Raw genomic sequence first — 16,756 nt, 5'->3', positions numbered from 1 at the left:
GCTGGCACGTCGTGAGCTCTGCTGATGCACCGGACAATGACTCGTACACCGAGGCCGAGGGAGCTGAGGTCCCAGAGCAGTTCCGCATCCGGCAGGGCAAGCGGGAGCGGCTGCTGGCCGAAGGGCGGGACCCCTACCCGGTCACGGTGCCGCGTACCCATTCGCTGGCCGAGATCCGGGCCGCCTATCCCGACCTCCCCGCCGACTCCGCCACCGGGGACATCGTCGGCATCACCGGCCGGGTGGTGTTTGCGCGCAACTCCGGCAAGCTGTGTTTCGCCACCTTGCAGGAGGGTGACGGGACCCAGCTGCAGGCCATGATCAGCCTTGCCGGTGTCGGTGAAGAGGCGCTCGAGCAGTGGAAGTCCGATGTCGACCTGGGCGACATCGTGTTCGTGCACGGTGAGGTGATCAGTTCGCGGCGCGGTGAACTCTCGGTCCTCGCCGACTCCTGGCAGATGGCGGCCAAGGCGCTGCGGCCGCTGCCGGTCGCGCACAAGGAGATGAGCGAAGAGTCGCGGGTCCGGCAGCGCTACGTCGATCTGATCGTGCGGCCCCAGGCGCGCACGGTGGCCCGCCAGCGCATCGCCGTGGTGCGTGCGGTGCGCAATGCGCTGGAGCGTCGCGGCTTCCTCGAGGTGGAGACGCCGATGCTGCAGACGCTGGCCGGCGGCGCGGCCGCCCGCCCGTTCATCACCCATTCCAATGCTCTGGACGCCGACCTCTACCTGCGAATCGCGCCGGAATTGTTCCTCAAGCGCTGCGTGGTGGGCGGCCTGGAGAAAGTCTTCGAACTCAATCGCAACTTCCGGAACGAAGGTGCCGATTCCACGCATTCACCGGAATTCGCGATGTTGGAGACATATCAGGCGTGGGGCACGTATGACGATTCCGCGGTCGTCACCAGGGAACTTATTCAAGAAGTCGCCGACGAGGCCATCGGCACACGTCAAGTGCCATTGCCGGATGGCACAATCTTTGATCTTGACGGCGAATGGCCGGCGATTCAAATGTATCCATCGTTGTCGGAGGCTCTCGGCGAAGAGATCACGCCCGACACGTCGTTGGAATACCTGCTCGCCATTGCCGACCGGCTCGATCTCGAGATCCCACGGGACCGCGGCTACGGCCACGGCAAGCTCGTCGAGGAGCTATGGGAGCACACCGTCGGCGACACGTTGTGGGCTCCGACATTCGTCAAGGACTTCCCGGTGGAGACCACACCGCTGACCCGCCAGCACCGCAGTATCCCCGGCGTCACCGAGAAATGGGATCTCTACGTGCGCGGAGTCGAGTTGGCCACCGGCTACTCCGAACTCGTCGACCCGATCATCCAGCGGGAACGGTTCGAAGCGCAGGCCAGGGCGGCCGCCGCGGGTGACGACGAGGCGATGGCGCTCGACGAGGATTTCCTGGCTGCGATGGAGTATGCGATGCCGCCGACCACGGGGACCGGAATGGGTATCGATCGCTTGCTGATGGTTCTCACCGGATTGTCAATTCGCGAGACTGTTTTGTTCCCGATTGTTCGGCGGCACGGCAACTGAAGTGCACCGACCTGAGCTCGGTTGAATGCGTTGCAGCAATGTGGCACATTAGTTCACAAGGGGAGGCGTTTCATCAATCGCTTGTCGTGCACAAGCAGAAGGACCACGTGAGCTGATGGCCAAAAAAGTTACCGTCACCCTCGTCGACGATTTCGACGGTGAAGGTGCGGCCGACGAAACAGTTGAATTCTCGCTCGACGGTGTGAGCTACGAGATCGATCTTTCCGCCAAGAATGCGCAGAAACTGCGCAACGAGTTGAAGCCGTGGGTCGAGGCGGGTCGCCGGGTCGGTGGCCGCCGCCGTGGCCGCTCGGGTCCGCCCGGACGCGGCCGCGCCTCCATCGACCGCGAGCAGAGCGCCGCCATCCGGGAGTGGGCTCGCCGCAACGGCCACAAGGTCTCCACCCGCGGCCGTATCCCCGCCGACATCATCGACGCTTTCCACGCCGCGACCTAAGCCGGCGCCGTCCTCACCGGCCCACGTCATCGTCTCGTCAGCCACTTTCGCTCGGGGCGAAGTCAACGCCGGTGATGACGGGAAACGATTCGGTGTTCTCCCGCGTTGGTCTGCTGTGTCCACCGCAGTAATGCGGTATGGGTGGGGCAAGGGAGGGCACCTCTCGGGACCGCCCATTAGAGTGGACGACAGGCGCGCGGTGCCTACCGTCGTACCTAAATCGTGATGGAGAGCAGGTAACCACCGATGTTCGAGAGATTTACCGACCGTGCCCGCAGGGTCGTCGTCCTGGCTCAAGAAGAAGCCCGGATGCTCAACCACAACTACATCGGGACCGAGCACATCCTGTTGGGTCTTATTCACGAGGGTGAGGGCGTAGCCGCCAAGTCCCTGGAATCGCTGGGTATCTCCCTGGAGGGGGTCCGCAGCCAGGTCGAGGAGATCATCGGCCAGGGCCAGCAGGCGCCCTCGGGCCACATCCCCTTCACCCCTCGTGCCAAGAAGGTTCTCGAGCTGTCCCTGCGCGAGGCGCTGCAGCTCGGCCACAACTACATCGGCACCGAGCACATCCTGCTCGGCCTGATCCGCGAGGGCGAGGGCGTGGCCGCCCAGGTGCTGGTGAAGCTCGGCGCCGAGCTGACGCGTGTTCGTCAGCAGGTGATCCAGCTGCTGTCCGGCTACCAGGGCAAGGAGACCGCCGAGGCCGGCACCGGTGGCCGGGGAGGGGAGTCGGGCAATCCGTCGACGTCCCTGGTCCTCGACCAGTTCGGCCGCAACCTGACGGCTGCCGCCATGGAGGGCAAGCTCGACCCGGTCATCGGCCGGGAGAAGGAAATCGAGCGGGTCATGCAGGTGCTGAGCCGGCGTACCAAGAACAACCCGGTGCTGATCGGCGAGCCCGGCGTCGGCAAGACCGCCGTCGTCGAGGGCCTGGCCCAGGCCATCGTGCACGGCGAGGTGCCCGAGACGCTGAAGGACAAGCAGCTCTACACCCTGGATCTGGGTTCGCTGGTCGCGGGCAGCCGCTACCGCGGTGATTTCGAGGAGCGCCTGAAGAAGGTGCTCAAGGAGATCAACACCCGCGGCGACATCATCCTGTTCATCGACGAGCTGCACACGCTCGTCGGCGCAGGTGCCGCCGAGGGCGCTATCGACGCCGCCTCGATCCTGAAGCCGAAGCTCGCCCGTGGCGAGCTGCAGACCATTGGCGCCACCACCCTCGACGAGTACCGCAAGTACATCGAGAAGGACGCCGCCCTGGAGCGCCGGTTCCAGCCGGTCCAGGTCGGTGAGCCGACGGTCGCCCACACCATCGAGATCCTCAAGGGTCTGCGCGACCGCTACGAGGCCCACCACCGGGTCTCGATCACCGATGCCGCGATGGTCGCGGCGGCCACCCTGGCCGACCGCTACATCAACGACCGGTTCCTGCCGGACAAGGCGATCGACCTGATCGACGAGGCCGGCGCCCGGATGCGGATCCGCCGGATGACCGCTCCGCCAGACCTGCGGGAGTTCGACGAGAAGATCGCCGATGCGCGCCGGGAGAAGGAAAGCGCGATCGACGCGCAGGACTTCGAGAAGGCGGCATCGCTGCGGGATCGCGAGAAGCAGCTGGTAGCCCAGCGTGCCGAGCGTGAAAAGCAGTGGCGCTCAGGTGATCTCGACGTCGTAGCCGAGGTCGACGACGAGCAGATCGCCGAGGTGCTCGGCAACTGGACCGGCATCCCCGTGTTCAAGCTGACCGAGGAGGAGACCACTCGGCTGCTGCGTATGGAGGACGAGCTGCACAAGCGGATCATCGGCCAGGAAGATGCCGTCCGTGCAGTTTCGAAGGCGATCCGCCGCACCCGCGCCGGCCTGAAGGACCCCAAGCGCCCGTCGGGCTCGTTCATCTTCGCCGGCCCGTCCGGTGTCGGTAAGACCGAGCTGTCCAAGGCGCTGGCGGAGTTCCTCTTCGGCGACGACGACGCGCTCATCCAGATCGACATGGGCGAGTTCCACGACCGCTTCACCGCGTCGCGGCTCTTTGGTGCCCCGCCCGGATACGTCGGATACGAAGAGGGCGGCCAGCTCACCGAGAAGGTCCGTCGCAAGCCGTTCTCCGTCGTGTTGTTCGACGAGATCGAGAAGGCGCACCAGGAGATCTACAACACCCTGTTGCAGGTCCTCGAGGACGGTCGTCTCACCGACGGCCAGGGCCGCACGGTCGACTTCAAGAACACCGTGCTGATCTTCACCTCGAACCTCGGTACGTCCGACATCAGCAAGGCGGTCGGTCTCGGCTTCACCTCCGGTGGTGGCGAGAACAACTACGAGCGGATGAAGCAGAAGGTCAACGACGAGCTCAAGAAGCACTTCCGCCCGGAGTTCCTCAACCGCATCGACGACATCATCGTGTTCCACCAGCTCACCCAGGACGAGATCATCCAGATGGTCGACCTGATGGTGGGCCGGGTGTCCAAGCAGCTCAAGACCAAGGACATGGAGATGGAGCTGACCGACAAGGCCAAGGCCCTGTTGGCCAAGCGCGGGTTCGACCCGGTGCTGGGGGCGCGGCCGCTGCGCCGCACCATCCAGCGCGAGATCGAGGACGCCCTCTCGGAGAAGATCCTCTTCGAGGAGGTCGGCCCGGGTCAGCTGGTGACCGTCGACGTCGAGAACTGGGACGGCGAAGGCCAGGGCGAGGACGCCAAGTTCACCTTCCACGGTGGGCCCAAGCGGACCGAGACGGCCGAGCCCGATCTCGCCAGCGCGGGCACGCCCAGCGAGTAGAGCGCTTGTCGCGCGAAGGCCCCCGGCAGTGCCGGGGGCCTTTCGCTTGCCCCGGCCCGACAGTCACGACGACTGTGCGGTTTCGTACGCAACGCGCCGCGCAGCGCGTATGAGTGTGCACACTCGTGGTGGCCGCTAACCTCTGCTCATGCTTGTTGTGACCACCAATGACATCCCGGGCTGGGAGATCCAGCGAGTGTGCGGCGAGGTGTTCGGCTTGACCGTACGGTCGCGTAATGCCTTCGCCCAGATGGGCGCAGGCTTCAAGAGTATGTTCGGCGGCGAGATCCAGGGCATGACCAAGAATCTCGCCGAAAGCCGCAACGAGGCGATGGGCAGGCTGATGGCCGAGGCCCGTAACCGCGGCGGCAACGCGATCGTCGCGATGCGTTTCGATACCACCGAACTCGGCGACGTCTGGACCGAGATCTGCGCCTACGGCACGGCGGTCCAAGCCGTCCCCGTGACCGACGCGGCAAAGTACACCGCTCAACAACTGGGGTACGGGTCCGCCTGATCCGGCCCCTGGGTCTACGATTCTCGATGTAATAGACGAGTCGAGGAATCTGGTGAGAATCCAGAACGGTCGCGCCACTGTACACAGTCAGACCCGACACTCGTCATCGACCGAACCGGGACGCGAACTTCCGGGAAAGGACTGACATGACATCTCCGCACGCCCGTAAAGCCACCCGCGCCGTCGACCTCTCCGCGACGAAGGCGGTGGTGTGGTTGGCCACCACGGCATTCTTCGCCCTTCTGGTGCTCTATTTCGTCGGCGTCGACCAGGGCGCCACGTCGGTCTTCGGCGACAACATGTACATCCACGAATTCGTGCACGACGCACGCCACCTGCTCGGGTTCCCCTGCCACTGACTCGGCGGGACCTGATCAGGCACATGGAAAAGCACATCATCTGGCGCGGCATTCTGGCTGGCGCCGTAGCCGGTGTTCTCGCGTTCATCTGGTCGAAGATCTTCATCGAGCCGATCGTCGGCCGCGCCATCGACTTCGAGGACGGCACCACCGCCGCACATGAGTCCATGGCGATGGCCGCAGGGCACAGCCACGGACACGAAGATGGCGTCGAACTCTTCTCGAGGACCGTTCAGTCCACTGTCGGCATGGGATTCGGCGTCCTGGCGTTCAGCGTTGCGCTCGGGGCACTGTTCGCCGTCGTGTTCTGCATCGCCTACAGCCGGATCGACCACGTTTCGGCACGCAAGTTGGCGGTGCTGGTCGCCGGGGCGATGCTCATCGCGCTCTGGGTGGTGCCGGCGCTCAAGTACCCGCCGAATCCACCGGCGACGAGCCTGGCCGAAACCATCAGACAACGTGCCCTGCTGTACGTGTTGATGGTGGCGCTGTCAGCACTTCTGATGGTCGCAGCCGTGTACCTCGCCTTCCAGCTCGTCCCGAAGCTGGGGGCGTGGAACGCGACTCTGGCCGCGGGCGGTGCCTACATCGTCGCGGTGGTGGGCGTCATGCTCATCCTGCCGAGCATCAGTGAGACGCCGGGGCCGATCCGCGATGAGACCGGGATGATCGTATTTCCCGGCTTCCCCGCCACCGATCTCTACGAGTTTCGGCTGTATGCACTGGGCACCCAGGTGATCGTCTGGACCACGATCGGTCTCCTCGGCGCCGCCATGTTGTCGCGGTTGCTCGACGGCAAGGCGAAGGAAACAATCACTGCGTGAGCGACGTCGTCCGGCTGACCCTGGTGTCGCACGCCATGACCGACGCCATGGCAGCCGGACGATTCGCCGATGACGAACCGCTGAACACCCTGGGCTGCAATCAGATTGACGCTCTCGTCGATATCGGTGCGGTGCAGCTGGCGCTCACCGCGCCGGAAATCCGCACCCGGCAGACCGCCGAGCGGCTGGGGCTGGAACCGGCGGTGGACGCCCGACTTGCCGATCTGGACGTCGGCCGCTGGCGGGGCTGTCCGCTGTCGGAACCGCCTGCCGAAGAGGTGGCGCTGTGGCTGAGCCGCCCGGAGAGCGCCCCGCACGGCGGCGAGTCGATCGAGGCGCTCATCTCCCGGGTGCGGGCGTGGCTGGACGACATCAGCGGCGGCCAGGGACGGATCGTTGCGGTCACCCATCCGGCGGTGGTGCGCGCCGCGATCCTGGTGGCCCTCGACGCCCCGTCGAAGTCCTTCTGGCGCATCGATATTGCGCCTGCCACCCGCACCGTGTTGCACCACCGCGGGCGGTGGACACTGCGCTGGGGTCAGCGGTAGTGCGGCAGTAGCCCGAACACCTGCTTGATGATCGTCATGATCCAGCCGCCTGCGTTGCCGCTGTGGAACCGGGGCCAGTTCAACTGGAAGCTGACCACCCAGGCCTGTCCGGTGCGGTCTACGGCGTACCAGCTGAACGTGTAGTCGCCGGGCAGGTTGCCGGCCTTGGCCCCGATGTAGGGCCACTCGGCACGGTCGAGGTCGATGCCGGAGATCTCCGACATGATGTCCTTGACCGGGGCGGCGGGCCCGACGGCGTTGTGCTGCAGTCCGGCGTGCACCCGGCAGATGTCCTCGGCGCTGCCGTACCATTCCGCGCCGTAGGCCGAACCCGGAGCGTGGGTGCGCTGTGGATCCGGGTCATAGGGTCGGGAGTTGGCTTCCTGCAACAGGATTGCCCGGCGCTGCGGGGTTGCAGTTTTCCACTGTTCACGAACATCGGGATTACCCCAGCCGACGGCGAAGATCTCGCGCATGGTGGGGAACGGCACCATGCTGGACGGATCATGGTGACCGGCGTCGACGAGCGCCTGTTCGATCGCGTGCGTGCCCAGTCGGCCGATCAGCATGTCGGTGGCCATGTTGTCACTGGTCGCGATCATTTTGCCGGCTGCCTGCCGCACCGTGATCTGCGAGCCGGGGGGCAGCTTGTCGAAACCGGAGGAACCCAGCTTCTTGCCCTCGGCGGTGATGGTGAGCTTGTCGTCCCAACTCAGGGTGCCCGCCCGCACCGCGGTCTCGACCGCGAACAGGACGTAGGTCTTGAAAATCGAAGCCAGTGGCAGGGATTGGCTGGTGTTGGTGCCGGCGACCTTGGTGCAGCGACCATCGTCGACCTTCGACACCTGCCAGGAGTAGCGCGCACCGGTCCGGCTCAGTGCCGCGTCGACATCCTGCCAGGAGTTGATCGCGGGCTTCTCGGTGGTGACGACGAAGCGGCGCACGAAAGTGTCGTCGCCGGTGCGGATTTCGATGTCCTGCCGAGCACCGTAGGAGCTGAGCAGATGCAGGGTGGCCACCCCGGCGCCGATGTCCACGCCGGCCAGGGTGTAGGGCCTATCCCACCACAGCGAGTCCATGGCCGTAGCGACCGAGTTCACCATGTCGGGTGCGGCCAGCGTCTTGACGCTGGGAGCTCCGATCGGCCAGTCGGAGTTCAGCATGTCCATGACCTGCTGGGCGCGCACACCTTGCGGGGTGTTGGTCTCGATCCGGACGGGCGCACCGGCGTTGGCCGGTGGCGCTGGGGCCGGTGCGCAACTGCTCGCCAGGGCTGCCGCCGACACGATCGCGGTGGTCGTCGAGAAAGCCCGAGCCCATGCTCTGGCCACCGCGCTGCGGCGCACCCGGCGTGCGCTAAGCCTTGCCGGTCCCGGCAACGTCCAACACAACCTCGAACTCGAGCAGGTGGGCTCCCTTGGCCACGGGATTGGCCCGCTCCCCGGCATGGGCGTGGATGGCGGGGCCGGTGGCCCAGGCCTGGAAGGCCTCTTCGCTCTCCCACGATGTGACCACGAAGTAGCGGTCCTCACCCTTGACCGGCCGCAGCAATTGGAACCCGAGGAAGCCCGGCTGGTTCTCGACGGCGTGGGCGCGATTGGCGAACCGCTTCTCCAGTTCGGGGCCGGCACCCGGCGGTATCTCGATTGCGTTGATCTTCACCACGGACATGGCGCAAGGCTACCGCGCGCGCCTGTGGCGTCGGCCCACCGCGCAAGATGAAGCGGTGAACAGCGCACTGCTGACCCACCAGGGTGGCGACGGACGGCCGCTGGTGCTGGTGCACGGGCTGATGGGCCGGGGCAGCACCTGGTCGCGGCAGGTTCCGTGGCTGAGCCGCTTCGGCGCGGTCTACACCTACGACGCGCCCTGGCACCGCGGCCGCGAAGTCGACGACGACGCCCCGGTCAGCACCGAACGGTTCGTCGAGGACCTCGGTGCCGCGGTCGGTTCCCTTGGCGAACCGGTGATCCTGGTCGGGCATTCGATGGGGGGCCTGCACTCCTGGTGTCTGGCCGGGCAACGGCCCGATCTGGTCAGCGCGCTCGTCGTCGAGGACATGGCCCCGGATTTCGTCGGCCGCACTACCGGCCCGTGGGAACCCTGGGTGCACGCGTTACCGGTCGAATACTCCACTGCCGAAGAGGTTTACGACGCGTTCGGTCCGGTGGCGGGCCGGTATTTCCTGGAGGCGTTCGATCGGACCGCCACCGGCTGGCGCCTGCACGGCCAGCCGGCCCGCTGGATCGAGATCGCGGCGCAATGGGGCACCCGGGACTACTGGGAGCAGTGGCGGACGGTGCGGGCGCCGGTGCTGCTGATCGAGGCGGGTGATTCGGTGGCCCCGCCCGGTCAGATGCGGCGCATGCAGGAGATGGCGGGCGAGCGTGCCCGTTACGTCCGAGTCCCGGGCGCAGGCCACCTGGTGCACGACGACGCACCCGATCCCTATCGCGAGGCCGTCGAGGAGTTCCTAGCGGCGCTCCCCGAACACACCGGGTGACGGCCACACCGGGTGCTCTTCGAAGCGGGTTCGGATGGCATCCAATTCGTGCCCGACTCGGCGGGCGTCGGCGTCGTGGACATGGTCATTGCCATCGTCGTAGAGCCGGCCGACGAACGGGGCGGCGATCCTGAATTGGCGGGACTGCAGCCGCAGCGAGCCGTCCCGATGCGACACGGTGGCGACGACGGCCACCACGCCGAACGGGGCCAGCACCAGGGCTGCCAGCAAGAGGAAGGTGATCATCGCGGTCATGGCAGTAATGCTTCGCCCATGCAGATCCCGCCACTAGTGGCAGAACTGACCTCGTGCGATAAAATACTGCCATGGCATTGCGCAGCGTCTCCGCGCTCGTCCTCGACGGCGTCACCATCTTCGAGTTCGGGGTGATCTGCGAGGTCTTCGGCATCGACCGTTCCGCCGACGGTGTGCCCAACTTCGATTTCAAGGTCTGCGGCCCACAACCGGGAAAGGCGCTGCGCACCAGCGTCGGTGCTCAACTGGTGCCCGAGCACGGGCTCGACGATCTGATGGGTGCCGACGTGGTCGCGGTGCCGGCGGTGGGCGGGCCGCCGGAGGCCTTCCCGCCGGAAGCCCTCGAGGCGCTGCGCGCCGCGCATGCGGCGGGTTCCACCGTGCTGACCGTGTGCTCCGGGGTCTTCATCGCCGGGGCCGCTGGTCTGCTCGACGGCCGGCGGGTGACCACGCACTGGATGCATGCCGAAGAACTCGCCCGGCGCTTCCCGTCGGCGATCGTTGACCGCGACGTCCTGTTCGTCGACGACGGCGATCTGGTCACCAGTGCCGGTACCGCCGCGGGCATCGACGCCAGCCTGCATCTGGTGCGCCGCGAACTAGGCAGTGCGGTCACCAACACCATTGCCCGCCGCATGGTGGTGCCGCCGCAGCGCGACGGCGGCCAGCGTCAGTACATCGACCAGCCGATCCCGGCTCGATGTTCGGAAGGTTTTGCGCCGCAACTTGATTGGATACTCGGCAACCTCGGTACGCCGCACACGGTGGCCAGCCTCGCGCGGCGGGCCAGCATGTCGGCGCGCACCTTCGCGCGTCGCTTCGTCGAGGAGACGGGCACCACCCCGATGCAGTGGGTCACCGACCAGCGGGTGCTCTATGCGCGGCGGATGCTCGAGGAGACCGACCTCGACGTCGACCGCATCGCCGAGCGGGCCGGCTTCGGCAATGCCACCCTGCTGCGCCACCACTTCCGCCGCATCGTCGGCGTCACACCGTCGGACTACCGCCGCCGCTTCGCCCAGGCCTCCTGAGTCGCCGCTACCTACTCGCCTTCGGACCTGTCTGCTCGGCTCGTCCTCGGTCGCTACGCTCCCGCATCGTCGCCTTCGGTCCGGTCTGCTCGGCTCCTTCTCGGTCGCTACGCTCCCGTATCGTCGCCTTCGGACCTGTCTGCTCGGCTCCTCCTCGGTCGCTACGCTCCCGCATCGTCGCCTTCGCCGGCCAGGGCGAACCGGCCGTCGGCGGTCTGCTCGACCAACCCGTCCACCAGCAGCGAGTCCAGCGCGCGATCGCGCTGTGCCGGGTCGCGCAGCCACACCACGTCGAGTGCGGCCCGCTCCACCGGGGTCGAGCTGGCCCGCAGCACATCCATCAACCGGCCCCGAACCTGACGATCGGTACCGGCGTAGCCCTGCGCCTTGCGCGCCGGACCGTTCGACGCCGGATAACCGGCCGCCCGCCACGCGCACACACTGAGCGGGCAGATGCCGCACTTGGGTGAACGGGCCGTGCACACCGTGGCACCCAGCTCCATCAGCGCTGCCGAAAATGTTGCGGCAGTGGCATTCTCGGGCAGCAGCGCCTCGACGTCGGCCAGATCGCGCGTCGCCGACGGGTTGCCCGCGTCAGCCAAGCCATGCACAGCGCGGGCCACCACCCGCCGCACGTTGGTGTCCACCACGGGCACCCGCTTCTGGTAGGCGAAACACGCCACCGCCCGCGCCGTGTAGGCCCCGACACCAGGCAAGGTGAGCAGCACCTCGACGTCATCGGGCACCACGTCGCCGTGGTCGCTGGCGATCACCAAAGCGCACTCGTGCAGCCGCTTGGCCCGCCGGGGATACCCCAACTTTCCCCAGGCCCGCAGCACGTCGGCGGCACCGGCGGCGGCGGTGGCCGACGGGGTGGGCCAGCGCGCCACCCAATCCAGCCAGATCGGCGCCACCCGCGCCACCGGGGTCTGCTGCAACATGAACTCGCTGACCAGGATCTGCCAGGCCGTCACGTCCGGGTCGCGCCACGGAAGATCGCGCCGGGCCTGGGCATACCAGTCGACGAGTTCGGGCGGGGAGATGCTCACGACGTACTCACAGCGGGCGCAGTGCAGAATAGGGCCCATGCCAAACAGCAGCCCGGTGACAGCGTGGAAGGCACTCAAGGAGGGTAACGAGCGCTTCGTCGCGGGTAAGCCCGAGCATCCGAGCCAGAGCATCGAGTACCGGGCCAGCCTCGCCTCCGAGCAGCGGCCCACCGCGGTGGTGTTCGGCTGTGCCGACAGCCGCGTCGCTGCGGAGATCATCTTTGACCAGGGCCTGGGCGACATGTTCGTGGTGCGTACGGCCGGCCATGTCATCGACTCAGCGGTGCTCGGCTCCATCGAGTACGCCGTCAGCGTGCTCAACGTCCCGCTGATCGTCGTCCTCGGCCACGACAGCTGCGGCGCGGTCAAGGCCACCCTGTCCGCCCTGGACGGCGGGCAGGTCCCGCTCGGGTTCGTCCGCGACGTGGTCGAGCGAGTCACCCCGTCCATCCTGCTGGGCCGCCGCGACGGCCTGACCCGGGTCGACGAGTTCGAGGCGCGCCACGTCACCGAGACCGCCGCCCAGCTGATGGCGCGCTCCACAGCGATCGCCGACAAGATCAACCAGGGCAGTCTGGCCATCGTCGGACTCACCTACCATCTCGCCGACGGCAAGGTCGCCCTCCGTAAGAATTTCGGTGACATCGGCGAATAATCACTAATCCGGCTGGCAAACAAGGCGACACGCCGAGTCAGGTCGGCCAGCTGGCGGTGACCTGGGCTTACCGTGAGATCGTGCTGGATCTGGATCTCGAACCGCGTGGCCCGCTGCCCTCGCAAATCTACTGGCGCCGCCGTGGACTGGCGATCGGTCTCGTGGCCCTGGTTCTCGCCATCATCATCGGGGTGGCCTACGCCGTATTCGGCGGCAGCTCGGATTCCAAGAGCACCGTCAAGCCCGCCGCATCTGCGACCCAGAACCCGCAACCGGAGAACAAGACCCCCGTCATCGCCCCGCCGCCGTCCGCCTCCGCTGCGGCCTCGCCCACCCCGACTCCGACCGAAGCCGTTGCCCCGCCGCCGGTACTCAAGGAGGGTGACGACTGCCCCGACTCGACGCTGGCGGTCAAGGGCATCACGAATCAGCCGCAGTACGTCATCGGCGATCAGCCGAAGTTCACCATGGTCGTCACCAACATCGGGCTGGTGGCCTGCAAGCGCGATGTCGGTGCCGCAGTGCTGGCCGCCTACGTCTACTCGCTGGACAACAAGCGGCTCTGGTCCAACCTCGACTGCGCGCCGTCCAACGAGACGCTGGTCAAGACGTTCAACCCGGGTGAGCAGGTGACCACCGAGGTGACCTGGACGGGAATGGGCTCGGCGCCGCAGTGCCCGCTGCCGCGTCAGCCGATCGGCCCCGGCACCTACAACCTGGTGGTGCAGCTGGGTAATCTGCGCTCGGCCGCAGTGCCCTTCATCCTCGCCGAGGCGCCGCCGCCAGGTGCTCCGCCCGCCGACGCACCCGCTGCGGCTCCGGCCGAAGCGCCGCCCGCACCTGCGGGTTAGACCAGCCGGTCGGCGATCGTCGACTCGGCCAGCTGCGAGAGCCCCTCTCGGACGTGCCGCGCCCACATGGCACCGATCCCATCGACGGACTGCAGATCGGTGGCGCTCGCGGCAAGCAGACCCTGCAGTGAACCGAACCGGCGCACCAGCAGGTCGACATGCGCGAACTGCAATCGGGGGATCCCCGCCATCGCCCGGTACCCGCGGGCCGATAGCGCCGAATCCTGAGCCTCGGCGGTCGAGGGATAACCGAACACCCGCGACAGCGCGGTGAAATCGAGCAGTTCGGTGTCCGAGAGCGCGTCGAGCTCGGCCAGTGTCCCGCTGACCTGAGCCTTGGTGGGCGGGTCCGGGTTGGCGTGGTAGTCCAGCACGATCAGCTCGCGGGCGGTGTCGTTACCGCCCAGCAGCTCCTCGAGCTGCAGCCGCAGCTGCCGGCCGTCGGTGCCGAGTTCGACGGCGTCGTTGTCGATCTCCAGCCCGATACGCCGCACCATCTCCAGGCGCTGCACCACCGTCATCACGTCGCGGAGGGTGACGAAGTCCTCGATCTCGGCGGTCGACAGCTGGCGGGACACCTCGTCGAGGCGAGCCTTGTAGCGCTCCAGGGTGGCGATCGCCTGGTTCGCCCGCGACAGGATGGTCGCCGAGTCGGCCACCACGTGCCGCTCACCGGCGACGTAGACAGTGACGATGTTCATCGAGTGGCTGACCGAGATCACCGGGTAGCCGGTCTGGATGGCCGTGCGTTCGGCCGAGCGGTGCCGGGTGCCTGACTCGTCGGTGGGAATCGTGGGATCTGGAACCAACTGGACGTTGGCCCGCACGATCCGGGAACCGTCGGTGGACAACACCACGGCCCCGTCCATCTTCGACAGCTCACGCAACCGGGTCGGCGCGAATCGCACGTCCAGGGAGAAGCCACCGTCGCAGATCGTTTCGACACGTTCGTCGTGGCCCAGCACGATCAGCGCGCCGGTGCGACCGCGCAGGATGCGCTCCAGGCCGTCGCGCAGGGCAGTGCCCGGCGCCAGCCGACCGATGGTGTCCCGAAGGTTGGCAGCCGCCGGCGGTGCCGAGCCATTAGACCGGTTGACGGTGCTCACAGCCACTTATTGTCCACTGCGTCGTCCTCGTTACTCGACCTGTCCCGCCGAATCTGCGTGACGACCTTGTCGTACGGGGATTTCGCGATGGACAGCATCGAGCGCAGCGCGTCGCCGAGGGTGGCCGACTCGATCGCCCGGAAGCCCTTGGGGACCGCTCCGCAGCCCACCGGAACCAGTGCGGTGGTGAACCCGAGGCGGGCCGCTTCGGCCAGTCGGCGGTCCATTCCGGTGACCTTGCGTAGATCTCCGGCCAGGCCCACCTCGCCGACCACCACCGTGGTGCTGGGCAGCGGCATGTCGGCGTAGGCAGAGGCCATTGCCATCGCTACGGCCAGATCCGAGGACGGGTCCATCAGCCGCATCCCGCCCACGGTGGACAGGTAGATGTCGGTCGCGCTGACCTTGAGTCCGCCCCGGCGCTCGAGCACCGCGGCGATCATCGCCGCCCGCGAGTTGTCGATGCCGCTGACCGCGCGGCGTTGTTGGGCATGCTCACCGCGTGCCATCAGCAGCGCCTGGATCTCACCGATCATCGGGCGCTTGCCGTCCAGCGTCACCGTGACCGCCGTGCCCGGGACAGGGGTGGGCCGCTCGTCGAGGAACAGCCCGGACGGATCTGCCACGCCTTCGATCCCGTTCTCGTGCAACAGGAAACACCCGACCTCGTCGGCCGCGCCGAACCGGTTCTTCACCCCGCGTACCATCCGCAGCGCGGAATTGCGGTCGCCCTCGAAGTGCAGCACCACGTCCACCAGATGTTCCAGCGAACGCGGACCGGCGATGGCACCGTCCTTGGTGACGTGCCCGACGAGCACCATCGCCACCCCGGTGGATTTCGCGGTCGCGGTCAATGCGGTGGTCACCGCCCGGACCTGGGTCACCCCGCCGACCACCCCGTCGGTGTCGGCGGTCATGGTCTGCACCGAGTCGACGACCACCAGGCTGGGCTGTACCGCTTCGATATGCCCGAGCACGGTGTTCACATCGGATTCGGCGGCCAGGAACACCTCGTCGTGGGTGCATCCGGTGCGTTCGGCGCGCATCCGGATCTGCCCGGCGGACTCCTCGCCGGAGACATAGAGCGCTCGCCGGCCTGCCTTGGCCCACCGGTGCACCACATCGAGCAACAGCGTCGATTTGCCGACCCCCGGATCACCGGCCAGCAGGCTCACCGAGCCGGGAACCACCCCGCCGCCCAGGACCCGGTCCAGTTCACTGACCCCGGTGGGAAAGTGGCGGGTGCGGTCCGGGTCGATCGAGCTGATCGGCACCGCGGGCGACGACGGAACCACCGCACGCTGCGCGGTCCCGGCCGCCAACGGAGGTGCGGAAACCTCCTCGACGGTGCCCCAGGTGCCGCATTCGGGGCAGCGGCCGACCCATTTACCGGTGCTATGCCGGCATTCTGAGCAGCGGTATTGCACCCGAACCTTGGCCACGCGTTGACGCTATCGGGTGGGTATGACAGATCCGGCGATCAACCCGCCGCGACGATCCGGCCGGACTCAGCCGTGCCCGCCGCCGGCGCCGACCTCGTCCTGGCGGGGCGCGTTACCCGCCGAGATCGGCACTGCAACGGAAACCTCGCCGGCCTTCTCGAAGTCGAACTTGAAGGTGTACGTCAGGCCGTTGCTGATGGGCTGGCTCAACGTCACCTCGGCGCTGGTCGGCTGTGCGCTGCTGAGCGCCTCGACCTCGTCCTGGCCGTCAGGGGTGCCGACGACCAGCCGGGAGTTCGCCGGGATCGCCGTCGGGCCGCTGACATCGACCGAGCCCACGTCGGTGCTGATACCCACCAGCTTGTCGTTGACGTCGGGGGAGTTGTTCGCTGCCACGAAGATCAGCTCAACGGTGCGCCCGGGCTTGAGAGCGTCACCCTTCTGCACTGCCTGCAGGTGCACATTGCGCAGCGCGATGTTCTTGACGTTGCCGGTGCTGCCGTTGATCGCGGCCTCCTGGCCGGCGGTCTGCGAGATCTGGCCCGATCCGCATCCGGTGAGCAGTAGACCACCGGCGGCCAGGGCCGCGGTTGCTACCACAAGGCGGTTCGACAAGCGGTTCACAGCAGCCTCCTGCTCGGCCGTGCGGTCGGCAGATCTCGCCGCCGCGATTCGACTATGTAGCGTAGTAGGTCCCGTCTCCACGCGGTACCCAAGGGTTGCCCTACCTCGTCGGCAACGTGTCGAGGGGTTGCCGGAATCGGTCTCACAAACCCGGCGCGTTGCACGCTTTCGTCACCCTGTCAACCCCCACTCTTCACCTACGGTGCCCCTGAC

The 16,756-nt window shown here is 67.1% G+C and carries 18 protein-coding genes and 1 riboswitch; of the genes, 11 read left to right on the top strand and 7 right to left on the bottom strand.

Annotated features, from left to right (window positions below):
* Positions 1-11: 11 nt before the first annotated feature.
* The 7 genes from lysS to G6N35_RS16525 all read left to right on the top strand — a co-directional run bounded on the left by lysS (position 12) and on the right by G6N35_RS16525 (position 7,027).
* The gene (lysS, locus tag G6N35_RS16555) at positions 12-1,547 is read left to right on the top strand and encodes a lysine--tRNA ligase (RefSeq protein ID WP_163805238.1); all 1,536 of its coding nucleotides are present in this window, start codon (positions 12-14) and stop codon (positions 1,545-1,547) included.
* A 115-nt stretch (positions 1,548-1,662) separates the two neighbouring features.
* Entirely contained in the window at positions 1,663-2,004 is a 342-nt protein-coding gene (gene lsr2, locus G6N35_RS16550) for a histone-like nucleoid-structuring protein Lsr2 (protein ID WP_163805237.1), read from the top strand.
* A gap of 246 nt (positions 2,005-2,250) precedes the next feature.
* Positions 2,251-4,779: an ATP-dependent protease ATP-binding subunit ClpC gene (gene clpC1, locus G6N35_RS16545; protein ID WP_163805236.1), complete on the top strand. Its 2,529-nt coding sequence runs from the start codon at positions 2,251-2,253 to the stop codon at positions 4,777-4,779.
* Positions 4,780-4,927: 148 nt separating this feature from the next.
* Positions 4,928-5,296 carry a YbjQ family protein gene (locus G6N35_RS16540; protein ID WP_163805235.1) on the top strand — a complete coding sequence of 123 codons (369 nt, stop codon included), beginning with the start codon at positions 4,928-4,930 and terminating at the stop codon, positions 5,294-5,296.
* Positions 5,297-5,418, top strand: a riboswitch (cobalamin riboswitch).
* A gap of 24 nt (positions 5,419-5,442) precedes the next feature.
* On the top strand, positions 5,443-5,655 hold the full coding sequence (locus G6N35_RS16535; protein ID WP_163805234.1) for a CbtB domain-containing protein: 213 nt from the start codon (positions 5,443-5,445) through the stop codon (positions 5,653-5,655).
* A 23-nt stretch (positions 5,656-5,678) separates the two neighbouring features.
* Positions 5,679-6,479 (top strand): CbtA family protein, encoded by an 801-nt coding sequence (locus G6N35_RS16530; RefSeq protein WP_163805233.1) that lies wholly within the window; start codon positions 5,679-5,681, stop codon positions 6,477-6,479.
* Positions 6,476-7,027 carry a histidine phosphatase family protein gene (locus G6N35_RS16525; RefSeq protein ID WP_163805232.1) on the top strand — a complete coding sequence of 184 codons (552 nt, stop codon included), beginning with the start codon at positions 6,476-6,478 and terminating at the stop codon, positions 7,025-7,027. Before G6N35_RS16530 ends, G6N35_RS16525 begins: the two co-directional genes overlap by 4 nt.
* Here G6N35_RS16525 and G6N35_RS16520 read toward each other — a convergent pair.
* Together G6N35_RS16520 and mhuD are read right to left on the bottom strand one after the other, a co-directional pair.
* Positions 7,018-8,406 (bottom strand): serine hydrolase, encoded by a 1,389-nt coding sequence (locus G6N35_RS16520; RefSeq protein WP_407664556.1) that lies wholly within the window; start codon positions 8,404-8,406, stop codon positions 7,018-7,020. The two genes, G6N35_RS16525 and G6N35_RS16520, sit on opposite strands and share 10 nt — an antisense overlap.
* Positions 8,384-8,698: a mycobilin-forming heme oxygenase MhuD gene (mhuD, locus tag G6N35_RS16515; RefSeq protein WP_163805230.1), complete on the bottom strand. Its 315-nt coding sequence runs from the start codon at positions 8,696-8,698 to the stop codon at positions 8,384-8,386. Before mhuD ends, G6N35_RS16520 begins: the two co-directional genes overlap by 23 nt.
* A 55-nt stretch (positions 8,699-8,753) precedes the next feature.
* On the opposite strand from mhuD, the gene G6N35_RS16510 reads away from it, so the two are divergent.
* Positions 8,754-9,530: an alpha/beta fold hydrolase gene (locus G6N35_RS16510; protein WP_163805229.1), complete on the top strand. Its 777-nt coding sequence runs from the start codon at positions 8,754-8,756 to the stop codon at positions 9,528-9,530.
* Here G6N35_RS16510 and G6N35_RS16505 read toward each other — a convergent pair.
* Complete coding sequence (locus tag G6N35_RS16505) at positions 9,501-9,785, bottom strand: hypothetical protein (protein ID WP_163805228.1); 285 nt, start codon at positions 9,783-9,785, stop codon at positions 9,501-9,503. The two genes, G6N35_RS16510 and G6N35_RS16505, sit on opposite strands and share 30 nt — an antisense overlap.
* A 71-nt stretch (positions 9,786-9,856) precedes the next feature.
* On the opposite strand from G6N35_RS16505, the gene G6N35_RS16500 reads away from it, so the two are divergent.
* Complete coding sequence (locus G6N35_RS16500; protein ID WP_163805227.1) at positions 9,857-10,816, top strand: helix-turn-helix domain-containing protein; 960 nt, start codon at positions 9,857-9,859, stop codon at positions 10,814-10,816.
* 161 nt (positions 10,817-10,977) lie between these two features.
* On the opposite strand, the gene G6N35_RS16495 is transcribed toward G6N35_RS16500, so the two are convergent.
* A complete protein-coding gene (locus tag G6N35_RS16495) occupies positions 10,978-11,865 on the bottom strand; it encodes an iron-sulfur binding domain-containing protein (RefSeq protein WP_179967369.1) in 888 nt (295 codons plus the stop codon).
* A gap of 37 nt (positions 11,866-11,902) precedes the next feature.
* Between G6N35_RS16495 and G6N35_RS16490 the strand changes: the two genes are divergently transcribed.
* Together G6N35_RS16490 and G6N35_RS16485 are read left to right on the top strand one after the other, a co-directional pair.
* Entirely contained in the window at positions 11,903-12,520 is a 618-nt protein-coding gene (locus G6N35_RS16490) for a carbonic anhydrase (RefSeq protein WP_163805225.1), read from the top strand.
* Between the two features lie 89 nt (positions 12,521-12,609).
* Positions 12,610-13,371 (top strand): flagellar basal body-associated FliL family protein, encoded by a 762-nt coding sequence (locus G6N35_RS16485; protein ID WP_179967474.1) that lies wholly within the window; start codon positions 12,610-12,612, stop codon positions 13,369-13,371.
* Here G6N35_RS16485 and disA read toward each other — a convergent pair.
* The 3 genes from disA to G6N35_RS16470 all read right to left on the bottom strand — a co-directional run bounded on the left by disA (position 13,368) and on the right by G6N35_RS16470 (position 16,543).
* Entirely contained in the window at positions 13,368-14,483 is a 1,116-nt protein-coding gene (gene disA, locus G6N35_RS16480) for a DNA integrity scanning diadenylate cyclase DisA (RefSeq protein ID WP_163805223.1), read from the bottom strand. The genes G6N35_RS16485 and disA overlap by 4 nt on opposite strands.
* Positions 14,474-15,919, bottom strand: coding sequence for a DNA repair protein RadA (gene radA, locus G6N35_RS16475; RefSeq protein WP_163805222.1), 1,446 nt, complete (start codon positions 15,917-15,919; stop codon positions 14,474-14,476). The genes disA and radA overlap by 10 nt, the downstream gene beginning before the upstream one ends.
* A gap of 66 nt (positions 15,920-15,985) precedes the next feature.
* The gene (locus tag G6N35_RS16470) at positions 15,986-16,543 is read right to left on the bottom strand and encodes a copper chaperone PCu(A)C domain-containing protein (protein ID WP_163805221.1); all 558 of its coding nucleotides are present in this window, start codon (positions 16,541-16,543) and stop codon (positions 15,986-15,988) included.
* Positions 16,544-16,756 lie beyond the last annotated feature (213 nt).

Source organism: Mycolicibacterium anyangense, assembly GCF_010731855.1.
Lineage (GTDB): Bacteria > Actinomycetota > Actinomycetes > Mycobacteriales > Mycobacteriaceae > Mycobacterium > Mycobacterium anyangense.
This window is presented reverse-complemented; position numbering and strand designations above follow the sequence as displayed.

Bases quoted from the DNA above. Each gene is read 5' to 3' on its own strand.
- lsr2 (WP_163805237.1), top strand. From the start codon at position 1,663: ATGGCCAAAAAAGTTACCGTCACCCTCGTCGACGATTTCGACGGTGAA.
- clpC1 (WP_163805236.1), top strand. From the start codon at position 2,251: ATGTTCGAGAGATTTACCGACCGTGCCCGCAGGGTCGTCGTCCTGGCT.
- G6N35_RS16540 (WP_163805235.1), top strand. From the start codon at position 4,928: ATGCTTGTTGTGACCACCAATGACATCCCGGGCTGGGAGATCCAGCGA.
- G6N35_RS16535 (WP_163805234.1), top strand. From the start codon at position 5,443: ATGACATCTCCGCACGCCCGTAAAGCCACCCGCGCCGTCGACCTCTCC.
- G6N35_RS16530 (WP_163805233.1), top strand. From the start codon at position 5,679: ATGGAAAAGCACATCATCTGGCGCGGCATTCTGGCTGGCGCCGTAGCC.
- mhuD (WP_163805230.1), bottom strand. From the start codon at position 8,698: ATGTCCGTGGTGAAGATCAACGCAATCGAGATACCGCCGGGTGCCGGC.
- G6N35_RS16505 (WP_163805228.1), bottom strand. From the start codon at position 9,785: ATGACCGCGATGATCACCTTCCTCTTGCTGGCAGCCCTGGTGCTGGCC.
- G6N35_RS16500 (WP_163805227.1), top strand. From the start codon at position 9,857: ATGGCATTGCGCAGCGTCTCCGCGCTCGTCCTCGACGGCGTCACCATC.
- G6N35_RS16490 (WP_163805225.1), top strand. From the start codon at position 11,903: ATGCCAAACAGCAGCCCGGTGACAGCGTGGAAGGCACTCAAGGAGGGT.